Raw genomic sequence first — 20,780 nt, forward strand, 5'->3', positions numbered from 1 at the left:
TGCCGCACTCGACGACGCCGCCCGCGCCCAGCACGGGAACGACCTGGCCGCGCGGCGCCCTACCTCGGCTCGACCGCCCAGGCCCAGCCGGGAACAGCCCCTGTCAGCGGCGCGCGTGCTCGGGGTCCGGAATGGGCACCGCCTCGAGCAACGCGCGGGTGTACTCGTGCGCCGGACTGCGGAAAACCTCCGCGACCGAACCGGTTTCGACCTGTTCGCCACCGCGCAGCACCAGCACGCGATCGGCGACCTGGTGCACCACCGCGAGGTCGTGGCTGATGAACAGGCAGGCGAAACCGTATTCGGCGCGCAGGTCGGTGAACAGCTCCAGCACGGCCGCCTGCACCGAGACGTCCAGGGCACTGGTCGGCTCGTCGGCGACCAGCAGCCGCGGGGAGAGCGCCAACGCGCGGGCGAGTGCCACCCGCTGTCGCTGACCGCCGGACAGTTCGCCGGGCCGCCGCCCGGCGTAGTCCCGGGGTAGTCGCACGGATTCCAGTAGCGCACCGACTTTTTCGCGCAGCAGCGCGCCCGAGGCGGCCCGGTGCACGACCAAGGGTTCCCCGATCGCGTCCGCGATGCTGCGGCGCGGATCGAGCGAGGCCGTGACGTCCTGGTGCACCAGCGCCACATGCTTGCGCAGCCCGCGCAGTTCCCGCTTGCGCAGATCGCCCAGCGCGATCCCGGTCAATTCGACCCGGCCGCTGTGCGCCGGAACGAGTCCCAGCGCGGTCCGGCCGAGTGTGCTTTTCCCGGAACCGGATTCACCGACCAGTCCGACCACCTCGCCGGGCGCCAGACCGAACGAGATGTCCCGCAGCGCCGAAAAGTCCGGGGCCCCACCGCGCCCCCGGTAAACAACGCTGACCTCACTGAGCCGCAATACCGCACGATCGTCGGCCGCCGGTGCGCCTGAGCGCACCACCCGGTCCGCACTCGGCGAGTCCGTGACCTCCCCCGGCGAATCGGCCCGGGTCGACCCCGCCCGATCCGGCCCGGGCAGGCGCGGCACGGCGGCCAGCAGTTCCCGCGTGTATCCGGCCTCGGGCGCGGCGAACAGCGCGCGGACCGGCTGCTGCTCGACCACGCGCCCCGCGCGCAACACCACGACCCGGTCGGCGATCTCGGCGACCACGCCCAGATTGTGGGTGATGAACAGGACCGCGGTGCCGTGGGCGGCGCGCAGGGAGCGCAGCAGGTCCAGGATCTCGGCCTGGACGGTGACGTCCAGGGCCGTCGTCGGCTCGTCGGCGATGAGCAGATCGGGTTGGCCGGAGAGCGCGAGCGCGATGACGACGCGCTGCTTCTGGCCGCCCGAGAGCTGGTGCGGATACCAGTCGACGCGGCGTTCCGGATCCGGGATCTCCACCATCCGCAGCAGTTCCACGGCGCGGGCCCGGATCGCGGACTTCGACGACGGGCCCGTACCGGTGCGGGCCCGCTGCGCGCGCAGCGCCTGCGCCAGCTGGGTGCCGATCTTCTGCACCGGGTTCAGCGCGGTCTGCGGCTCCTGGAAGACCATGGCGGCCCGGGTACCGCGCAGGCCCTGCAACTCGGCTTCGGCCGCACCGACGACCTCGGTGCCCACCAGGCGGATCGAGCCCTCGGCGGTGGCGCCGGCGGGCAGCAGCCCGAGCGCGGCGCGGGCGGTGAGCGACTTGCCGGAGCCGGATTCGCCGACCAGCGCGACCACCTCCCCGGGGCGGACCTCGACGTCGACGCCGTCCACCACGGTCCGGGATCCGAAGCGCACGCGTAGCTCGCGGATCGCCAGCACCGGCGCGGCCGTCACCCTTTCAGTCGAAACCCGCTCCTGCACTGCCGTTTTCATTCGATCCTCCTGGCCCGGCCGAGTGCCTGAGCGATCAATAGGAACCCGAGGGTGAGGCCGGAGACCACCAGCAGCGGCCCGACGGCGAACGCCGGATTGGCGTCCAGGTAGCTGGTCGAGTCGGCGATGATCCCGCCGAGCGAGGGTTGCGGCGGCCGCACCCCGATGCCGATGAAACTCATCGCCGCCTCGACGAACACCGCGAGCGACAACGACAGCGCCAGTTGCACCGCGAGCGGCTCGAGCACGTTGGGCAGCACGTGCTTGCGCAGCGTCCACCACGGGTGCGCGCCGATCACCTCCGCGGCCTCCACGAACGGCTGCTCGCGCACCGCGAGCACGGCGGTGCGGATCTGGCGCCCGAACAGCGGCACCTCCACCGCCACGATCACGATGATCACCGTGTGCGCGCCCGGCCCGGTGACCGCGGCCAGCGCGATCGCCAGGATCAGGGCCGGAAACGCCAGCAGCAGATCGAACACCCGCTGGGTGATCACGTCCGCGACGGGGTTCAGGCTGGACAGCAGCCCGGCGAGGGAGCCGAGCACGGCCCCGATCGGCACCGCGACGAACGCGACGAACAGGTTCACGCGGATGCCGTGCAGCACCCGCGCGAACAGGTCGCGGTTGACGTTGTCGGTGCCGAACCAGTGCGTGCCGCTGGGACCGAGCAGGTTCGCGGCCGGGATCTGCTGCAGCGGATCGTAGCTCGCGAGCACTCCGGCGCCCAGGCCGAGCAGCGCGATGAAGCCGACCAGGAGCACCCCGGCCAAGCCCTGCCCCCTGCGCAGGGCGTGCCACAGCCGCCGGGCCGAAACCGGCTCGGGTGCGGCGGTTTCCCCGAGCGGCACGGTCGCGGTCATGCCTTGCCTCCGATACGGATCCGCGGATCGAGAGCGGCGTGCACGATGTCGGTGGCCAGCTGAATGACCACGAACACCGCCACCGAGAACAGCAGCAGGGCCTGCACCACCGGATAGTCGCGCCGGTTGATGCCCTGTTCGATGAGCTGCCCGATGCCGGGCCAGGAGAAGGTCGCCTCGACCAGCACCGCGCCGCCGAGCAGCGCGCCGGACTGCAGGCCGAGCACGGTCAGCATGGTGGGCAGCGCGTTGCGCAGCGCGCCCCGGGTGACGATCTCGCGGTGCGGCACGCCGAGCGAACGCGCGGTGAGCACATACGGTTTGCCGAGCTCGGTACGCAGCGCCTCGGTGAGGAAGCGGGTCAGCGCGGCGCCGACCGGCAACGCCAGGCAGATCGAGGGCAGCAGCAGGTACTGCACCGAGATGTCGGGATGCGCGGCGAAGCCGTCCGGCGGCACGCCGCCGGACGGCAGGACGGGGAGCGCGACCGCGAACACCAGTACCAGCAGCACACCGGTGACGAAGGTCGGAATCGCGACCGCGACCGTATTGGCCGCCGCCACAACGGCATTGAGCCAGCGGCGATCCCACAGCACGGCCGAGACGCTCAGCGCCAGACTCACCAGCACCGCGAGCGCCAGCGCCGATCCGGCCAGCACCAGGGTGTTGGTGAGCCCGCGCCCGATCAGCTCGCCGATCTGCCCGCCGATGATGTAGGAGCGGCCCAGGTCACCGGTGAGCACGCCGTGCAGCCAGCTCGCGTACTGCGCCGGCACCGAGCGGTCGAGGCCGAGCTGGTGCCGGATGGCGGCGATGGATTCCGGCGTGGCATCGGGGCCCGCCAGGGTGCTCGCGGGATCGCCGGGGACCGCGCGCAGCAGCAGGAAGATCAGCACCGAGGCGCCGAACAGCACCGCCACCGCCGAGGGCACCCGGCGCAGCAGGTAGGCGGTCATGCCAGGAATGCCTCGGTGAGCAGCGATTCCCGGCGCTTGGTCCAGTCGAAGCCGTGCAGCTTCCTGGTCTGCGCGCCCTGCGGCAGCCGCACCCCGATCTCGATCAGGAACAGGCTCTCCAGCAGTTGATCGCTCAGCGCCCGGTACGCCTGGACGGCCTCCGGACCGGTGCCCTGCTTCAGTTTCCACGCGCCGTCGGCGGCGGCGACGTAAGCGGGCGACTCGTAGCGGGAGGCGTTCTTGCGCGCGTTGAACGGATAGGCGCTCACGGTCAGCGTGGACGGCACGAACTGGGCCCAGGAGTGGTCGGTGAGCCACAGGCCGGGGAACTGCGCGCCGATCAACTGCCGGATGAAGCCCGCGTTGTCCACGGGCACCAACTCCACCTCGACGCCGATCTCGGCGAGGTTGGCCTGCACGATCTGTGCGGACGCCTCATGCGTGCCCGTCGAGCCGGTGTAGGTCAGCGGGATCTTCGGCGGCTTGGGCAGCTGCGCGATCAGCTCCCGGGCCTTGGTCAGATCGCGGGCGTAGCGGCTGTTGCGGCCCGCGTCGTAGGCCGGAGAGCCCTTGGGCCACGGCACGTTCACCGCGTAGCCCGAGCCGCGGAAGACTTCGCTGACGATGCGCTCGCGATCGATGGCGTAGGCGATGGCCTGGCGCAGGCGCACGTCCGCGAGCGCCGGATCCTGCACGTTCACACCGACATACACCTGCAACTCCGCGCCCTCGAACGCGAAGGTCCGGAAACCGTCGGCGGTGGCGAGATTTTCGATGTCGCGGTAGGTGATCCCGTCGGCGTAGTGCAGTTGCCCGGTCTTGAGCGCGTTGAGCTGGGCCTGGCTGTCGGGCACCACGGTGAGTTCGACCCGGTCCAGGTAGGGCCGCTCCGGCACCCAGTAGTCCGGGTTCCGTTCGAAGACGATCTGCGCGTTCGGCACCCGCTGCACGAAGCGGAACGGACCGGTGCCGACGATCTTGTCGCCGGTGCCGAGCTGATCGATGGATTCGCGGTCCAGGATCGGGACGGTGTCGAGCAGATCGAAGATGTTGCCCAGCGGGTGCGCGAAGGTGAGCACGATCCGGTGCGGGTCGGTGGTGTCGAATCCGGTGATGGCCGCGGCGGTGCTCTTGAGCTGCGCCGACCACTTCGGGTCGGCATAGGTGCGCAGCGCGAACTCGACGTCCGCGGAGGTGAGGGGGCGGCCGCTGTGGAACTTCACGTCCTTGCGCAGGTCCAGCGCGATCGAGGTGCCGTCCGGCGCGAGCGTCCACCGCTCGGCCAGCAGCGGCCGCGGCTCGAGCTTGTCGTGCGGGTAGCGCACCAGGGATTCGAAGACCAGGCCGATCACGTAGGGCGTGGTGCCGGTATTGGTGAGGATGTTCGCGGGCACCAGGTCCAGCTGGACGCCGTACTTCAGGGTGCCGCCCCGGACCGGGGCCGCGTTGTCGTCGCCGCCGCGCTGCTGGTTCACCGCGGACGTGCAGGCGGCCAGCGCACCGGTGCCGAGGATCGCGAATGCGGCGATACCGGTGTTGCGCAGGAAGTTTCGGCGGCCGATGGGCGCAGCCTGGGTAGAGCTCATGGTGAACGAATCCTCGGAGATCAAAGCGCGGTCGGAGCGTGGAGCGCGCTGGTGGCGTCTGAAAGTCGGCGCGGGGGAACAGAATCCGGGCGCGCGGATAGCCGTCAGAAGCGACGGCCGCGAACCCGGCGGGGACAGCAGCCGAGAGCGCCGGCGGCGTGCGGCGCACAGAGCTGGTCCGGGATCATGGCGGTGACGCTAACACCGCGGGCAAGCTGCGGGCACCGGTTCCACGCACCGTGCGTCAAACCATGGTGACCTGGCACTTTCCGGCTTCTACTGATCCGATGCCTGTCCCACCCCATGCCCGCGGCTACGAATCCTTCGGCGGCGAAGCCGGCCGCACCACCGCGACCTCGACGCCCGAGTGGACCGCTCCGCCGACCGCCCCGGCGGACGCGCCCAACATCATCGTGGTGCTGGTCGACGACATGGGATACAGCGACATCGGCCCGTTCGGCTCGGAGATCGAGACGCCCACCCTGGACCGGCTGGCCGCCGGCGGCGTCCGGTTCGCGAACTACCACACCACTCCGCTGTGCTCGCCCTCGCGCGCGTCGCTGCTCACCGGAATCAACGCGCACCGTGCGGGTTTCGGCTTCGTTGCCAACGCCGACCCGGGCTACCCCGGCCTGCGGCTGGAACTGGCCGACGACGTGCTCACGCTGCCGGAGATCCTGCGCGGCAACGGCTACGCCACCTACGCGGTCGGCAAATGGCACCTGGTGCGGGACGCCACGATGAATCCCGCGGCGCATCGCGATTCTTGGCCGACGCAGCGCGGTTTCGACCGCTACTACGGGTCGCTGGAGGGCCTGAACTCCTTCTACTACCCCAATCAGCTGGTCTCGGATTCCTCCGTGGTCGACGTCGAGGCGTATCCGGAGGACTACTACCTCACCGACGACCTGACCGACAAGGCGATCTCCTACCTGAAGGATCTGCGCGCGCACGACGCGAACAAGCCCTTTTTCCTGTACTTCGCGCACGTGGCCATGCACGGCCCGCTCCAGGCCAAACCCGTCGACCTGGCCAAGTACCGCGGCCGCTACGCCGAGGGCTGGGACAAGCTGCGCCGCAGCCGGTTCGCCGCCCAGCTCGCCGCCGGGCTGTTCCCGCCCGGCACGCAGCAGAAGCCGCGCAACACCGAGCCGGGATACGAAGCGGCCGAATGGGATTCGCTGACTCCCGCGGAACAGCGCCGGTTCGCGCGGTACATGGAGGTCTACGCGGCGATGGTCGACAGCATCGACCAGAGCCTGGGCCGTCTGCTCGACACGGTCGAGGAGTTCGGCGAGCTGGACAACACCATCGTGGTGTTCACCTCCGACAACGGCGGCACGGCCGAGGGCGGGCCCGAGGGCACGCGCACCTACTTCGCCGAGTTCGCGCAGATCGACGACCCGGACTGGGTCGGCGACATCCCGCACGACGAGGACCTGATCGGCACCGCCCGGCTCGGCGTGCACTACCCGCGCGGCTGGGGGCAGGCCTCCAACACCCCGTTCCGCTTCTACAAGGGCCAGACCTTCGCGGGCGGCGTCCGGGTGCCGCTGATCGTGTCCTGGCCCAGGGGGCTGCCGCGCGCCGCGGGCGACAACGGCATCCGGCAGGAGTACGCCTACGTCACCGACCTCGCGCCGACCCTGCTCGAGCTGGCCGGACTGCACCGGCCGACGGTGCGCAACGGGTTGCCCGCCAAGGACTTCGACGGTGTCTCCGCCGCCGCGCTGCTGCGCGATCCGGCGGCCGTCACCGCGCACACCGAGCAGTACTCGGAGATGACCGGCCACCGCGGCTTCTACCGCGACGGCTGGAAACTGTTGTCGCTGCACGAACCCGGCCGGGACGTGGACGCCCCGAACTGGCAGCTGTTCGACGTGCGCGCCGATCCCACCGAACTGCACGACCTGGCCGCGCGATACCCGGACAAAGCCGCCGAGCTCGCCGCCGCCTGGGACGAATCCGCGTGGAACAACACCGTTTTCCCGTTGCTCACCCGGCAGGACCTGGCCCGGCGGCGTCCGGCGGAGGCGCGCCTCACCGCGCCGGTGCGGCTGCTGCCCGGCACCCCGACCCTGGAGCGCTACCGATCGCAGCGCCTGATCGCCTTCCGTGACTTCACCATCGAGGCCGAACTCGGCGGCTACACACCGGGTGCGGAAGGCGTGCTGGTAGCGCACGGCGACCCGCTGGGCGGCTACCTGCTCTATGTCGAGAACGGCCGAGTCGTACTGGGCGTCAACAGCTATGGCGTCTACCACGACGTCGCGGTGGACCTGGCGCCCGGCACGGAACGCGTCACCGTCACCGCGACGGTGCGCCCGCATCTGCGCTGGGATTTCCGCCTGACGGCGGGCGCCGGGTCGGCCGAGCTGCGCGACCAGGTCCAGCTGGTCGGCATGGCGCCCTGGACCGGCATCTCCGTCGGCGTCGACGCCCGCGGCCCGGTCTCCTGGGAATTGCGCGAACGCCGCGGCCCGTTCCGCTACAGCGGCGCGCTGCGCGCGGTGACCTACACCCCCGGCCCGATCGGGGTCCCGCAGGCCACCGTCGAGGCGGTGGAGCGCGAGGCGGAGTACGTCGCGGAGTGACGGAGCCGGTTACCGGCCGTCAGGCCCGGTCGGATACCGTTTACCAGGCATTTTGCGGGCTTGTGCGGTAAAGGATGACGGTTGACGACTGACAGTTCACTGATCTGGGACGACGGCGCGCTGGTCACCATCGACCAGCGGGGTTTGCCGCACGAGGTGCGGGAACTGCGGTTGTCCACGGTCGATCAGATCATCGACGCGATCCAGGCGCTGGCGATCCGCGGCGCCCCCGCGATCGGCATCGCGGGGGCCTTCGGCGTGGTCATCGCCACCGCCGCGCACACCGTGGCCGGCGTCGTGGACGTGGCCGCCGCCGAGGCCGACGCCGCACGCCTCGCCGCGGCCCGGCCCACCGCGGTGAACCTGGCCTGGGCCGTGCGCCGGGTCCTGGCCCGGGTGCCCGCCGGCGCGGACGCGGTGCTCGCCGAAACCCTGGACATGCTGGCCGAGGACGGCCGCGTCAACCGGGCCGCCGCCACGCACGCCGCCGACCTCGTCCAGCGCCTGCTGCCGGACCGGCCGCTGCGGCTGCTCACACACTGCAATACCGGGCGGCTGGCCACCAGCGCGTTCGGCACCGCGATCGGCGCGCTGCGGGTACTGCACGACCGCGGCCTGATCGCCGACGTGCTCGTCGACGAGACCCGCCCGCTGTTGCAGGGCGCGCGGCTGACCACGTGGGAACTGGCCGAGGCGGGGATCCCGCACCGGCTCACCATGGATTCCGCCGCGGCCTGGGCGGTGGCGACCGGCCAGGTCGACTGCGTGGTCGTCGGCGCGGACCGCGTCACCGCCAACGGCGACGTGGCCAACAAGATCGGCACCTACGCCCTGGCCCTCGCGGCCCGCCACCACGGGATTCCGTTCATCGTGGTGGCGCCGGAGTCGACCCGCGATCCGGGCATGGCCACCGGCGCGGAGATCGTCGTCGAGCAGCGAGCCGCCGCGGAGGTCACCGGATTCGGCGGTGTCGCCACCGCTCCCGCGGGTACCGCCGCGTTCAATCCCGCCTTCGACGTGACGCCCGCGGCCCTGGTCACGGCGGTCGTCACCGAACTGGGTGTGGTCTACAGCGCCGGGGATTCGGCAGCGGCGATCGCCGGCACGGCCGCCGAGCTGCACCGGCGCGGCTGGATGCCCGGCACCGCGGGCAATATCTCGGTGCGCAGCGGCGAGTCGGCCGTGGTCACCGGCAGCGGGCTGGCCAAGGGCGAACTGACCGCGGACGACATGGTGACCGTGGCGATCGCCGACGCGAGACCGATCGGCGCGCAGCGGCGCAAGCCGTCGGCGGAGACCACGATCCACACCGCCGTCTACCGCCGCACCGACGCGCGGGCGGTGGTGCACATCCATCCGCCGTACGCCACCACGCTGTGCACGCAGGCCGGTGCGCGCGACACGCTGACCATGCTGCGGATCACCGGCTTCGAGTTGATCAAGGGCCTGGGCCGCACCAACGCCATCGACATCCCGATCTTCCCGAACTGGGCCGACGTGCCCCGGATCGGCGCGGATATCGAGCGCTATCTCGGCGAGCACCCGGACGCCCCGCCGGTATTGGGCATCGCGGGCCACGGGATCACCGTGTGGGGGGACAATCTCTCCAGGGCCCGCGATCGCGCCGAATGCCTGGAGGCGCTGTGCGAGCTGGTCGCCCGCACCGGGCGCCGGCACGCCTACGAACCCGCCTAGACCTCGAAGATTGGACAGGACAATGACTTTGCTACAGGTAATGGCCGCCGGCGACGCCGCCGATGTCAAGGTCCGCACCACCGACGACGCGGTGATCACCGCCGAATTGGCCGCGCGCGGAGTCGCTTTCGATCACTGGCCGGTCCTGGACAACGCCGCTGCCGTCCCGTCGGAGGAGCTGCTGGCCGAATACGCCGAGCGGATCGCCACGCTGAACGCCACCGGCCGCTACCGCCACATCGATATCGCCCGCATCCACCCGAACGAGTCCGACCCGGAGTGGCCCGCCGTCGCCGCGGGCGCCCGCGCGAAGTTCCTGGACGAGCACCGGCACGCCGAGGACGAGGTGCGCTTCTTCGCCGCCGGCCGCGGCTGCTTCTACCTGCACATCGGCGACGAGGTGCTGGCCACGGTGTGTGAGGCGGGCGATCTGGTCTCGGTGCCCGCGGGCACGCTGCACTGGTTCGACATGGGCACCCGCCCGGATTTCGTGGCCGTGCGCTTCTTCGAGGAGGAGGACGGCTGGATCGGCGACTTCACCGGCGACAAGATCAGCTCCGGGTTCCCGACCCTCGACGAACTGCTGGCGGCTCGATGAAGGCCGTCGTCGTCGATATCGAGGGGACGACCAGCCCGACCAGCTCGGTGCGCGAGGACCTCTACGGGTACACCCGGGCCCGGCTGCCGCGGTGGCTGGCCGAGAACGCCGACGGGGCAGCGGCCGCCGTGCTCGCCGGCACCCGCGAGCTGGCCGGGCGCCCCGGCGCGGATCCGGCCGAGGTGGCCGAAATCCTGCGCGGCTGGCTGGATTCGGATGTGAAGGCCGAACCGCTGAAGACCGCGCAGGGCGTCATCTGCGCGGCGGGGTTCCGCTCCGGCGCGCTGCACGGCGAGTTCTTCCCGGACGTCGCCCCCGCGCTGGCGCAGTGGCACGCGGCGGGCCTGCAGCTGGCGGTGTACTCCTCGGGTTCGGTACGCAACCAACAGGATTGGTTCGAGTTCGCGCGCGGCGGCGCGCTGAGTCCGCTGATCGAGGGGTACTTCGATCTGAACACCGCGGGCCCCAAGCGCGAGGCCGGATCCTACGAGAAGATCGCGAGCGTGCTCGGCGTGGAGCCGGGGCAGATCCTGTTCCTGTCCGATCACCCCGACGAACTCGACGCCGCCGTGGCGGCGGGCTGGTCGGCGGTCGGCGTGCACCGGGCCGGTGAACCCAACCCGCCGCGGCCACCGCACCGCTGGGTCGACTCGTTCGCCGACGTCCACCCGGCCTGAGACACGACCGTGCGTCCCGGCCGGGGTGGGCCGGGACGCAGCGCGGTGCGGCCGTCTAGGTCGAGGGCGTCAGACTGGGCTGCCGGATGCCCAGGAAGAACTGCATCCGGTTCGGATGGTTGGTGGAGTCCACGCGGAACATCTGCACCGACAGGCTGTAGGTCTCGCCGGTGCGCGGATCGCGCAGCAGCATGTCGGGGGTCTCGCGGCCGTAGGCGGTGCCGCCCGCGGCCCACATGCTGCGGAAATCGGCGTAGCCGCCGAGCTCCTCCAGCAACGAGGTGGACCACGCGGTGTCGCCGGTCTGGCCGATCAGCCCGCGCAGCCAGGCGACGGTGTTCCCGGCCTCGCGCTCCCACTCGACCATGACCTCTTTGGACATCTCGTTGCCGAAGAACCAGCGCAGCACGTTCACGTCCTCGACCAGGCCGGGGAACATGTCGGCGTAGACATCGTTGCAGGACAGCACATTCCAGCGAGTATCGATGTAGCCGGCGGCATTGGGGCGGTGCACCAGCAGGCCGCGGCGCATATCCTCGTCGATCGCCGAGCGCAGCTTCTCGACACTCGGGAACGCGTCCTCGACCAGCCCGGCCAGATCGTAGAGGTGCCGCCGTTCGACCGGCAGCAGCGGGCGGATGCCGTCGAGGTAGCCGATCAGCGCGTCCACCACGGCTCTGGTGGGGTGTTCGCGATCCCCGCCCTCGAGGTGGGTGATGTAACTGGCGCTCACCCCGGCGGCGAAGGCCAATTTCTCCCGGGACATATGGCGCTCGTCCCGGAGTCTGCGGAGGAGGCCGCCGAAGCTCGGCGGCCGGAGTAGGCGATCGTCGGCGGTGTCGGTCATTTTGCGTGGCACAGCACTGGCTCCTTCAGCTAGACGCGGCGACAGCTTTCTCGATACGGCGGGCTCGGGTTTCCGGGCGTTTGGCCTCGGTGATCGCGGCAACCAGCTGACGCCGGTCGGTACGGGACAGCCGGCGACGATCGCGTCCAGGACGGGCACGGTGACACCGTGCCAGCACCCGCCTCGATCGTCGCCTCGAATCGCTGCATGAATGCAGAATAATCTGCCGACCCCGAATAATCGGCAAACCTGGAGCTATTAGATAGAAGATCGATAAATTCGATGCTCCGGGCGGCTACTCTCGGCCTCGCCGGACCGGCCCGCAGCGCCGCCGGGAGGCCCGCCGGTTTTGTAAACAAATGTTGCGCGATCGAGAACCCCCGGTTTCCAAACATTCACCGCCAAGCCCCCGAAACACCTGCCGGACGCCGTGTTTCACCCGGTCAGCCCGGATATAGCCTGGTCGCATCTACGGCCGGTGACTTTGGTCGCAACCACACAGTGACCTGTGTGTTGCGCCGTCCTCACAACGCACAGTGGGCGGCCGAGCGCTGTGAGAGAATCATTTGGCCGCGCGCCCAAGCCTCCTTACAGTCGGTGCAATCAGCCCGATTACTCACCCGAAGGGGCGTCGTGGTTAATTCTGCAAGCCTGCCAACGGAATCTTCTGGTCGCTCCGCGGGCTCCGCTCCAGCCGCCGGCGACGGCCAAGCGCTGCTCCGGCTGGGCAAGTATTTCCAGACCGGCGAGATCTCCCGGGATCAGCGCAGCCTGCACAAGATCGGCGGGCGCGGCGCGGACGAGTTCTACCGCGACCGCTGGGCCCACGACAAAGTCGTCCGCTCGACCCACGGCGTCAACTGCACCGGATCCTGTTCCTGGAAGATCTACGTCAAAGACGGCGTCATCACCTGGGAATCCCAGCAAACCGACTATCCCTCGGTGGGCGCGGACAAGCCCGAATACGAACCCCGCGGCTGTCCGCGCGGCGCGTCGTTCTCCTGGTACACCTACTCTCCGGCCCGGGTGCGCTACCCGTATGTCCGCGGCGCCCTGCTCGAGCTCTACCGCGCCGCCAAGCAGCGCTTGAAGGACCCGGTGCTGGCCTGGGAGGCCGTGGTCGAAGACCCGGAGCAGGCGCGCCGCTACAAGAGCGCCCGTGGCAAGGGCGGGTTCGTGCGCGCGGAATGGTGGGAAGCGGCCGAGATCGCCGCCGCCGCCCACGTGCACACCATCAAGAAATACGGACCGGACCGGGTCGCCGGGTTCTCCCCGATCCCGGCGATGTCGATGGTCAGCCACGCGGTCGGGGCCCGGTTCATCTCGCTGCTCGGCGGGTCGATGCTGTCGTTCTACGACTGGTACGCCGATCTGCCGGTGGCCTCACCGCAGGTGTTCGGCGACCAGACCGATGTCCCCGAATCCGCGGACTGGTTCGACGCCGGCTATCTGATCATGTGGGGCTCCAATGTTCCGGTGACCCGGACCCCGGACGCGCACTACATGACCGAGGCGCGCTACCGGGGCCAGAAGGTCGTGGTGGTATCGCCCGACTACGCCGACAACACCAAGTTCGCCGACGAGTGGGTCGCGGCGCGCCCGGGAACCGATGCGGCGCTGGCGATGTCGATGGGGCACGTGATCCTGCGGGAGTTCTTCTGCGAGAAGCAGGTGCCGCGATTCCTGGACTACATCAAGAAGTACACCGACCTGCCGTACCTGGTCTGCCTGGACGATCCCGCGGGCTGGGACGCCGAGGGCCACTACCACCACGACGGCGCGCTGGCCGGGAAATTCCTCACCGCGGCCGATCTGGGCTCGGCCGACGAGACCGCCGCGCACAAGCCGGTGCTGCTCGACCAGGGCGGGCAGCCGGTGGTGCCCAACGGCTCGCTCGGGCACCGCTTCACCGAGGGTGACGCGGGCAAGTGGAATCTCGACCTCGAGGGCGTCGATCCGCTGCTGACCCTCTACGGCGCGGCCGACGCGGAGCCGGTCGCGGTGCGGATGCCGCGCTTCGACACCGACACCGCGGGTGTGCTGGTGCGCGGCGTGCCCACCCGCGTCGTCGCGGGACGCCGGGTGACCACGGTGTTCGATCTGCTGCTCGCCCAGTACGGCGTCGGGCGCGCGGGCCTGCCCGGCGATTGGGCGACCGGATACGACGACGCCACCCAGCCCTACACCCCCGCCTGGCAGGAAGCCGTCACCGGCGTGCCGGCGCAGCAGGCGATCCGGATCGCGCGTGAATTCGCCGACAACGCGGACCGTTCCGGTGGGCGCTCGATGATTCTCATGGGCGCGGGCACCAACCACTGGTTCCACTCCGATCAGATCTACCGCGCCTTCTTCACCCTCACGCTGCTCACCGGCTGCCAGGGCGTCAACGGCGGCGGCTGGGCGCACTACGTCGGCCAGGAAAAGTGCCGGCCCGTGACCGGCTGGTCCACCCTCGCCTTCGGCCTCGACTGGCAGCGCCCGCCGCGCCAGATGCAGGGCACCGTCTTCTGGTACCTCACCAACGACCAGTGGCGCTACGACCCCTTCACCTCCCAATCCTTCGCCTCGCCCCTGGGCAAGGGTGCTTTCGCCGGACGCACCGCCGCCGACAACATCGCCCTGGCCAGCCGGCTGGGGTGGATGCCGTCCTACCCCACCTTCAACCGCAACCCCCTCGACCTCGCCGACGAAGCCGACGCGGCCGGTGTCGCTGCCGCCGAGCACGTGGTGGCCGGGTTGAAGTCCGAGGAATTGCGCTTCGCCTGCGAGGACCCCGACGCCCCGGAGAACTTCCCGCGCGTGCTGACCGTGTGGCGGGCCAACCTGCTCGGCTCCTCCGGCAAGGGCAACGAGTACTTCCACAAGCACCTGCTCGGCGCGGACTCCAATGTGCAGACCACCGACGCCACCGGCGTGCGCCCGAAGGAGCTGGTGTGGCGCGACCAGGCCGCCACCGGGAAACTGGATCTGCTGCTGTCGCTGGATTTCCGCATGACCAGCACGACGCTGTTCTCCGACATCGTGCTGCCCGCGGCCACCTGGTACGAGAAGCACGATCTCTCCTCGACCGACATGCACCCGTTCGTGCACGCCTTCTCCCCCGCCATCTCCCCGCCCTGGGAAGCCAAGACCGACTTCGACGCGTTCCACCGGATCGCGCGCGGCTTCTCCTGGATGGCCGAAAAGCACCTGGGCAAGCGCAAAGACATCGTCGCGGTGCCGTTGCAGCACGATTCGCCGGACGCGCTCGCCCAGGCCGGTGGGCGCGTGCTGGACTGGAAAGCCGGTGAGTGCGAGCCGATTCCCGGCCGGACCATGCCCAAACTAGTTGTGGTGGAACGGGATTACCCGAACATCGCGGAGAAGATGGCGGCACTGGGGCCGCTGGTGGAAACGCTCGGCCTCACCACCAAGGGCATCACCACCTACCCCGAGAAGGAGGTCGGCTACCTCGCCGGCGTGAACGGCACCGTGGTTTCCGGTGTGGCACAGGGGCGTCCGTCCCTGGCCAAGGACACCCATGCCGCCGAGACGATCCTCGCCCTGTCCGGCACCACGAACGGACGCCTGGCCGTCGAGGGATTCGAGGCGCTGGAACGGCGCACCGGCACCGAGCTCGCCGATCTGGCCGCCGAGCACGAGGGCAAGCAGATCACCTTCAAGGACACCCAGGCCCGGCCGGTTCCGGTGATCACCTCGCCGGAGTGGTCCGGCAGCGAGACCGGCGGACGGCGGTACTCCCCGTTCACGATCAACACCGAACGGCTCAAGCCCTGGCACACCCTCACCGGGCGGCAGCACTTCTACCTCGACCACGACTGGATGATCGAACTCGGCGAGCAGCTGCCGATCTTCCGGCCGCCGCTGGACATGACCGCCCTGTTCAGTGAACCCGGGGTGGGCGATGTCGGCGAGCACGGCGTCACCGTGCGCTATCTGACGCCGCATTCGAAGTGGTCCATCCACTCCGCGTACCAGGACAACCTGCACATGCTCACGCTCTCGCGCGGCGGGCAGTCGATCTGGATGTCGGATCGGGACGCCGCGAAAATTGGTGTCGCCGACAATGATTGGATCGAGGCCGTCAACCGCAACGGTGTCGTGGTGGCCCGCGCCATCGTCTCGCACCGCATGCCCGAGGGCACCGTGTTCATGTATCACGCCCAGGACCGGGCCGTGGACGTGCCGCGTATCGAAGGAACCTCGGAGAAGCAGGCCGGGCGCGGCAAACGCGGCGGCATCCACAACGCGCTGACCCGGATCATGATCAAGCCGTCACATCTCATCGGCGGGTACGCCCAGCAGTCCTTCGCGCTGAACTACCACGGCCCCACCGGAAATCAACGCGACGAAGTCACGACCATTCGCCGCCGCTCGCAGAAGGTGGAGTACTAGATATGCGCGTTATGGCTCAGATGGCCATGGTGATGAACCTGGACAAGTGCATCGGCTGTCACACCTGCAGCGTCACCTGCAAGCAGGCGTGGACCAATCGCGGTGGCACCGAATACGTCTGGTTCAACAATGTGGAAACCCGCCCCGGACAGGGGTATCCGCGCCAGTACCAGGATCAGGAGAAGTGGAAGGGCGGCTGGACGCTCACCAAGCGCGGCAAGCTGACCTTGAAGTCGGGGTCGCGAATGAAGCGGCTGCTGAACATCTTCGCCAATCCCGACATGCCCACGGTGTCGGACTACTACGAGCCGTGGAGCTACGACTACGACAACCTGCTCGCCAGCCCGCCCACCGACACCGTGCCGGTGGCGCGGCCGAAATCATTGATCACCGGCGAGGATACGCAGGTCACCTGGGGCGCGAACTGGGACGACGACCTCGGCTCCGGGCCCGAGCAGGTCGGTAAGGACCCATTGCTCGGTCGCCTCTCGGACAAGGTGAAACTGGAGTTCGAAGAGACCTTCATGTTCTACCTGCCGCGGATCTGCGAGCACTGCCTCAACCCCTCCTGCGCGGCCTCCTGCCCCTCGGGCGCTATCTACAAGCGCGCCGAAGACGGCATCGTGCTCGTCGACCAGGACAAATGCCGGGGCTGGCGACAGTGCGTCACCGGCTGCCCCTACAAGAAGATCTACTTCAACCACAAGACCGGCAAAGCCGAGAAATGCACCTTCTGCTACCCCCGCGTCGAGGTCGGCATCCCGACCGTGTGCTCGGAGACCTGCGTCGGACGGCTGCGCTACATCGGCGTCATGCTCTACGACGCCGACAAGGTCCAGCAGGCCGCCTCGGTCACCGACACCCGTGATCTGTATCCCTCTCAGCTCGGTGTGTTCCTGAATCCGCACGATCCCAGGGTGATCGCCGAGGCCGAACGGGCCGGCATCTCGCCGGAATGGATCGAGGCCGCGCAGAACTCGCCGGTCTACAAGCTGATCGTCGACTACCAGATCGCGCTGCCGCTGCACCCGGAATACCGCACCATGCCCATGGTCTGGTACGTGCCGCCGCTGTCGCCGGTGGTCGACGTGCTCTCCGAGACCGGGCACGACGGCGAGGACGCGCGAAACCTCTTCGGCGCCATCGACGCGCTGCGGATCCCCGTGGAATACCTGGCCGAGTTGTTCACCGCCGGTGACGTCGGGCCGGTGCGGGCGGCGCTGCAGCGCCTGGCCGGGATGCGTTCGTTCATGCGCTCGGTCAACCTCGGGGAGGAACCCGACCCCGAGATCGCCCCCAACGTGCGCCTGGAACCCGAGCAGATCGAAGCCCTGTACCGGCTGCTCGCGATCGCGAAATACGAAGACCGGTACGTGATCCCCTCCGGCGCGGGATCCGAAGCCCATCAACTCGACGCGCTCGCGACCGGGTGCAGCCTCGACAACGACGGCGGCCCGGGCATGACCGCGTTCGATCAGATGGTGGAGAAATTCCATCTCACCGACAGCAACGGCGCTGCGCCGGAGGAGAAGTCGAATCGGATCAACCTGCTGAACTGGGATGGGAAGAGCACCAGCGGGCTGGTGCCGACCGCAGGGGGGTCGGCGGACAGCAACGGCAGCAACGGCGCTGCCGCGAACGGTTCGGCGATCCCGGCGGGCAACGGCGCCGGGCCGGGATCGCCGGCTGTCACCGTCAACGGAGCCGCGCAATGAGCCTGCTGAAACTCCGGCGGCGGCCCGAACCCGCGATCCGGATCGCCGAGCACGACCGGCGACTGATCTGGCGGATGGCCGCTTTGCTGCTGGACTACCCGAACGAGTCCACTCTGGCGATGCTCGACCAACTCGACCGTGCCGCAACGGAATTGCCGGAGCACGTGCGCGCGCAGTTCACGACGCTGCTGGAGCACCTGCGGGCGACACCGCCCCTGGAACTGGCCGCCGCCTACGTCGAAACCTTCGACCTGCGCCGGCGCGCCAGCCTGCACCTCACCTACTACGCCTACGGCGACACCCGGAAACGCGGCATGGCGCTGCTGCGTTTCAAGCACGCCTACCGCCACGCCGGAACCGAACTCGACGACCAGGAACTGCCCGACCATCTGCCGGTGCTCCTGGAATTCGCCGCCACCGTCGATCCGATCGGGGGCGAGCGGCTGCTCGGCGAGCACCTGCCCGTCATCGAACTGCTGCGACTCTCGCTGTCCGACAGTGGATCTCCCTACGCGGGCCTGCTCGCCGCCGTCGTCGCCACCCTCCCGCCGCTGACCACCGCCGACCGGCGCAAAATCGCCGAACTCGCCGCCCAGGGCCCGCCGGACGAAGAAGTGGGCCTCGACCCCTTCGCCATGGACCCCGCCCTGTTCGACACCGCCGGAGGCCGTCGATGAATTTCGTCCCGCAGCTGCCCACCGAACTGTGGCTGATCCTGCCCTATGTCGCCTTCACCTCGTTCGTGCTCGGACACGTCTGGCGCTACCGCAACGACCAATTCGGCTGGACCACACGCTCTTCCCAGATCTACGAGAGCCGGCTGCTGCGCCTGGGCAGCCCGCTGTTCCACTTCGGGATGCTCGGCGTCTTCGGCGGACACGTGCTCGGCGTCCTGATCCCCGAATCCTGGACCGCCGCCGTGGGGATCAGCGAGCACACGTACCACATCATCGCTGTCGGCGCGGGATCGATCGCGGGCCTTGCGGTGCTGGCCGGAGTGGGAATTCTGCTCTATCGCCGGATCACCACCACCGCCGTCCGCAAAGCCACCACCGGCAACGACAAGCTCATGTACACCCTGCTCACCGCGGCGCTGGTGACCGGACTGCTCAACACCTGGGGTAGCAACCTGCTGTGGGGCACCTACAACTACCGCGAAACCGTATCCCCTTGGTTCCGCAGCCTTTTCACCCTCAACCCGCAGCCCGAACTCATGGTCGACACGCCCTGGACCTTCCAGGCCCACGGCCTGGTCGTCCTCGCCCTGATCGCCCTGTGGCCCTACACCCGCCTGGTCCACATGTTCAGCGCCCCCCTCGGCTACCTCACCCGCCCCTACATCGTCTACCGCGCCAAGGAACCCAACACCCCCGACACCCGCCGCTACTCCCGCGCCTGGGATGCTCCGGTCACCCCGGAACGCTGGCGCTCCTGAACGCGGCTAGCGAATACGTTCCACGGATTGACCCGTCACCTTCGCGATCGTGTCGAAGTCCCGGTCCGCGTGCAGCACAGTGAGTTTGTGATGCACGGCGGTCACCGACACGAGCAGATCGACCGGCCCGGCGCTCTGGTGCCACCCCTGGTCGGCGAGCAGGCGCTGCAGATCGGCGGTGTCGTCCCAGGCCGAGTCGCGCATCGCGAAATACGGGAACACCTCGCGCAGTAGCGCTTCGGCCTCGTAGAACGCCGGACGGCCACCGACCGCACGCAGGAACTCCTGACGAACCGGCTCACAGATACCGACCAGGCCCGCGTCGAACACCTGATTCCACTCGGGGCCGGTCTGGTTGCGGAAGAAACGGACCAGGGCGCTGGTGTCGGCGAGGAACAGTTCGCTCATGCGCGGCTGCCGGGTTGCTCCTCTTCGTCGAACCGGGCTAGATCGATTTCGCCGCCGGCCACCATCTCGCGCATGCGCTTGATAGCCGCGGCACGGCGCCGGCGATCGGCGACCTCGCGCAAGGCGGCGTTGACCGTGTCTTTCTTGGTGGTGGTGCCGAGATGGCGCGCCGCGAGAGCGAGCGCGTCGTCATCGACATCGATGATCGTGCGTGTCATAGCCGCCTCCCACCGTTGATATCCAATTCAAGAATAGGATATCAACGCCGTGCTCGTCGCCGGTCACGCCTGGTCGTGGGCGTCCTGGAGGACCTTGGTGTCCGGCTTGGTCATGGATTGCAGGGCCACGGCGACGGCCTGGCGCTGGGCGGGGGTGCCTTCGGCCAGGAGGCGGGGCAGGGTGGCGGGGACGACCTGCCAGCTCAGGCCGTAGCGGTCGGTCAGCCAGCCGCAGGGGCCGGGCTCGCCGCCGTCGGTGAGTGCGGCCCAGAGGCGGTCGACCTCGTCCTGGGTGTCGACGATCACCTGCAGCGAGGCGGCGTCGGAGAGCGGGTGGCCGGGGCCGCCGTTGAGCAGGGTGACGCGGTGGCCGTCGAGTTCGAGATCGACGGTGAAGGCGGAACCGTCGGGATGCCGGACGATATCCAGGATCCGCGAATCGGGGACGATCTCGGCGTAGCGCCGGCCGGCCTCTTCGGCCTGGGATTCGAACCAGAAGAAAGTAAGGACAGACATGATGTGCTCCTGAGTGTGGTGTGACCTACTGTCACCCTCTGGTCGGAGCCGGTCCGCCGCTTTCGACACAGTCGCGCGGAAATTTTCGCTACTTCTTTTTCGGCGGGAGCGATCCGGCGTAAGCGAGGCCGCGATCGACCCATTCGCGCAGCACAGCGGCCTCGGCCAGGGCCTCGGGCGCGACACGCAACCACCCGTGAGCCTCGCGCCCGCCCATCACCATCACTTCGACGTGATCGGCCGCGAGCAGCTCCTCTTCCTCGGCCGGGTCGACCCGCACCAGCAGGCCGCCCTTGCCGCTGGCTGCTACGGCCATATGGCCGCCGACCAGAAAGGCCAGCCCGCCGAACATCTTCTTCTCGACCAAGGGCGGACGGGGCTCGATCACCTCGCGAATCCGCTCGGCCAGCTCTTCGTCGTATGCCATGGCTCACAGTGTGGACCAT

At 69.2% G+C, this 20,780-nt stretch carries 18 protein-coding genes; 8 read left to right on the plus strand and 10 right to left on the minus strand.

Annotation, left to right across the window (positions count from 1 at the left end; translation table 11 throughout):
* Window positions 1-103: 103 nt before the first annotated feature.
* The 4 genes from AB0I43_RS34755 to AB0I43_RS34770 are packed head-to-tail and all read right to left on the minus strand — an operon-like array spanning window position 104 to window position 5,236.
* Window positions 104-1,831: an ABC transporter ATP-binding protein gene (locus AB0I43_RS34755; RefSeq protein ID WP_356975833.1), complete on the minus strand. Its 1,728-nt coding sequence runs from the start codon at window positions 1,829-1,831 to the stop codon at window positions 104-106.
* Complete coding sequence (locus AB0I43_RS34760; protein WP_356975834.1) at window positions 1,828-2,694, minus strand: ABC transporter permease; 867 nt, start codon at window positions 2,692-2,694, stop codon at window positions 1,828-1,830. The genes AB0I43_RS34755 and AB0I43_RS34760 overlap by 4 nt, the downstream gene beginning before the upstream one ends.
* Window positions 2,691-3,650, minus strand: coding sequence for an ABC transporter permease (locus AB0I43_RS34765; protein ID WP_357433373.1), 960 nt, complete (start codon window positions 3,648-3,650; stop codon window positions 2,691-2,693). The genes AB0I43_RS34760 and AB0I43_RS34765 overlap by 4 nt, the downstream gene beginning before the upstream one ends.
* Entirely contained in the window at window positions 3,647-5,236 is a 1,590-nt protein-coding gene (locus AB0I43_RS34770; protein ID WP_356975838.1) for an ABC transporter substrate-binding protein, read from the minus strand. The genes AB0I43_RS34765 and AB0I43_RS34770 overlap by 4 nt, the downstream gene beginning before the upstream one ends.
* A 287-nt stretch (window positions 5,237-5,523) precedes the next feature.
* Here AB0I43_RS34770 and AB0I43_RS34775 point away from each other — a divergent pair, with 287 nt between their 5' ends.
* From AB0I43_RS34775 to mtnC, 4 genes are all read left to right on the plus strand, one after another.
* On the plus strand, window positions 5,524-7,830 hold the full coding sequence (locus AB0I43_RS34775; protein ID WP_356975840.1) for an arylsulfatase: 2,307 nt from the start codon (window positions 5,524-5,526) through the stop codon (window positions 7,828-7,830).
* Between the two features lie 81 nt (window positions 7,831-7,911).
* Window positions 7,912-9,525, plus strand: coding sequence for an S-methyl-5-thioribose-1-phosphate isomerase (mtnA, locus tag AB0I43_RS34780; RefSeq protein WP_356975842.1), 1,614 nt, complete (start codon window positions 7,912-7,914; stop codon window positions 9,523-9,525).
* Between the two features lie 22 nt (window positions 9,526-9,547).
* Window positions 9,548-10,123: a cupin gene (locus AB0I43_RS34785; RefSeq protein ID WP_356975843.1), complete on the plus strand. Its 576-nt coding sequence runs from the start codon at window positions 9,548-9,550 to the stop codon at window positions 10,121-10,123.
* Window positions 10,120-10,800 (plus strand): acireductone synthase, encoded by a 681-nt coding sequence (gene mtnC / locus AB0I43_RS34790; RefSeq protein ID WP_356975845.1) that lies wholly within the window; start codon window positions 10,120-10,122, stop codon window positions 10,798-10,800. The genes AB0I43_RS34785 and mtnC overlap by 4 nt, the downstream gene beginning before the upstream one ends.
* A gap of 55 nt (window positions 10,801-10,855) precedes the next feature.
* Here mtnC and AB0I43_RS34795 read toward each other — a convergent pair whose 3' ends face one another.
* A complete protein-coding gene (locus tag AB0I43_RS34795; RefSeq protein WP_356975846.1) occupies window positions 10,856-11,659 on the minus strand; it encodes a helix-turn-helix transcriptional regulator in 804 nt (267 codons plus the stop codon).
* A 13-nt stretch (window positions 11,660-11,672) separates the two neighbouring features.
* Window positions 11,673-11,825 carry a YdeI/OmpD-associated family protein gene (locus tag AB0I43_RS34800; RefSeq protein WP_356975848.1) on the minus strand — a complete coding sequence of 51 codons (153 nt, stop codon included), beginning with the start codon at window positions 11,823-11,825 and terminating at the stop codon, window positions 11,673-11,675.
* 536 nt (window positions 11,826-12,361) lie between these two features.
* Between AB0I43_RS34800 and AB0I43_RS34805 the strand changes: the two genes are divergently transcribed.
* The 4 genes from AB0I43_RS34805 to narI are packed head-to-tail and all read left to right on the plus strand — an operon-like array spanning window position 12,362 to window position 19,192.
* Entirely contained in the window at window positions 12,362-16,042 is a 3,681-nt protein-coding gene (locus tag AB0I43_RS34805) for a nitrate reductase subunit alpha (protein WP_356976186.1), read from the plus strand.
* Window positions 16,043-16,044: 2 nt separating this feature from the next.
* Window positions 16,045-17,757 (plus strand): nitrate reductase subunit beta, encoded by a 1,713-nt coding sequence (gene narH, locus AB0I43_RS34810; RefSeq protein WP_356975850.1) that lies wholly within the window; start codon window positions 16,045-16,047, stop codon window positions 17,755-17,757.
* A complete protein-coding gene (gene narJ / locus AB0I43_RS34815; RefSeq protein WP_356975852.1) occupies window positions 17,754-18,434 on the plus strand; it encodes a nitrate reductase molybdenum cofactor assembly chaperone in 681 nt (226 codons plus the stop codon). Before narH ends, narJ begins: the two co-directional genes overlap by 4 nt.
* The gene (narI, locus tag AB0I43_RS34820) at window positions 18,431-19,192 is read left to right on the plus strand and encodes a respiratory nitrate reductase subunit gamma (protein WP_356975853.1); all 762 of its coding nucleotides are present in this window, start codon (window positions 18,431-18,433) and stop codon (window positions 19,190-19,192) included. The genes narJ and narI overlap by 4 nt, the downstream gene beginning before the upstream one ends.
* A gap of 6 nt (window positions 19,193-19,198) precedes the next feature.
* On the opposite strand, the gene AB0I43_RS34825 is transcribed toward narI, so the two are convergent.
* From AB0I43_RS34825 to AB0I43_RS34840, 4 genes are all read right to left on the minus strand, one after another.
* Window positions 19,199-19,600 carry a PIN domain nuclease gene (locus AB0I43_RS34825; RefSeq protein WP_356975854.1) on the minus strand — a complete coding sequence of 134 codons (402 nt, stop codon included), beginning with the start codon at window positions 19,598-19,600 and terminating at the stop codon, window positions 19,199-19,201.
* Window positions 19,597-19,818, minus strand: coding sequence for a type II toxin-antitoxin system VapB family antitoxin (locus AB0I43_RS34830; protein WP_356975856.1), 222 nt, complete (start codon window positions 19,816-19,818; stop codon window positions 19,597-19,599). Before AB0I43_RS34830 ends, AB0I43_RS34825 begins: the two co-directional genes overlap by 4 nt.
* 63 nt (window positions 19,819-19,881) lie before the next feature.
* Entirely contained in the window at window positions 19,882-20,334 is a 453-nt protein-coding gene (locus AB0I43_RS34835) for a VOC family protein (protein WP_356975858.1), read from the minus strand.
* Between the two features lie 88 nt (window positions 20,335-20,422).
* Window positions 20,423-20,761, minus strand: coding sequence for a TfoX/Sxy family protein (locus AB0I43_RS34840; RefSeq protein ID WP_356975860.1), 339 nt, complete (start codon window positions 20,759-20,761; stop codon window positions 20,423-20,425).
* Window positions 20,762-20,780: the final 19 nt, after the last annotated feature.

Source organism: Nocardia sp. NPDC050435 (assembly GCF_040655395.1).
In the GTDB taxonomy this organism is placed as follows: domain Bacteria; phylum Actinomycetota; class Actinomycetes; order Mycobacteriales; family Mycobacteriaceae; genus Nocardia.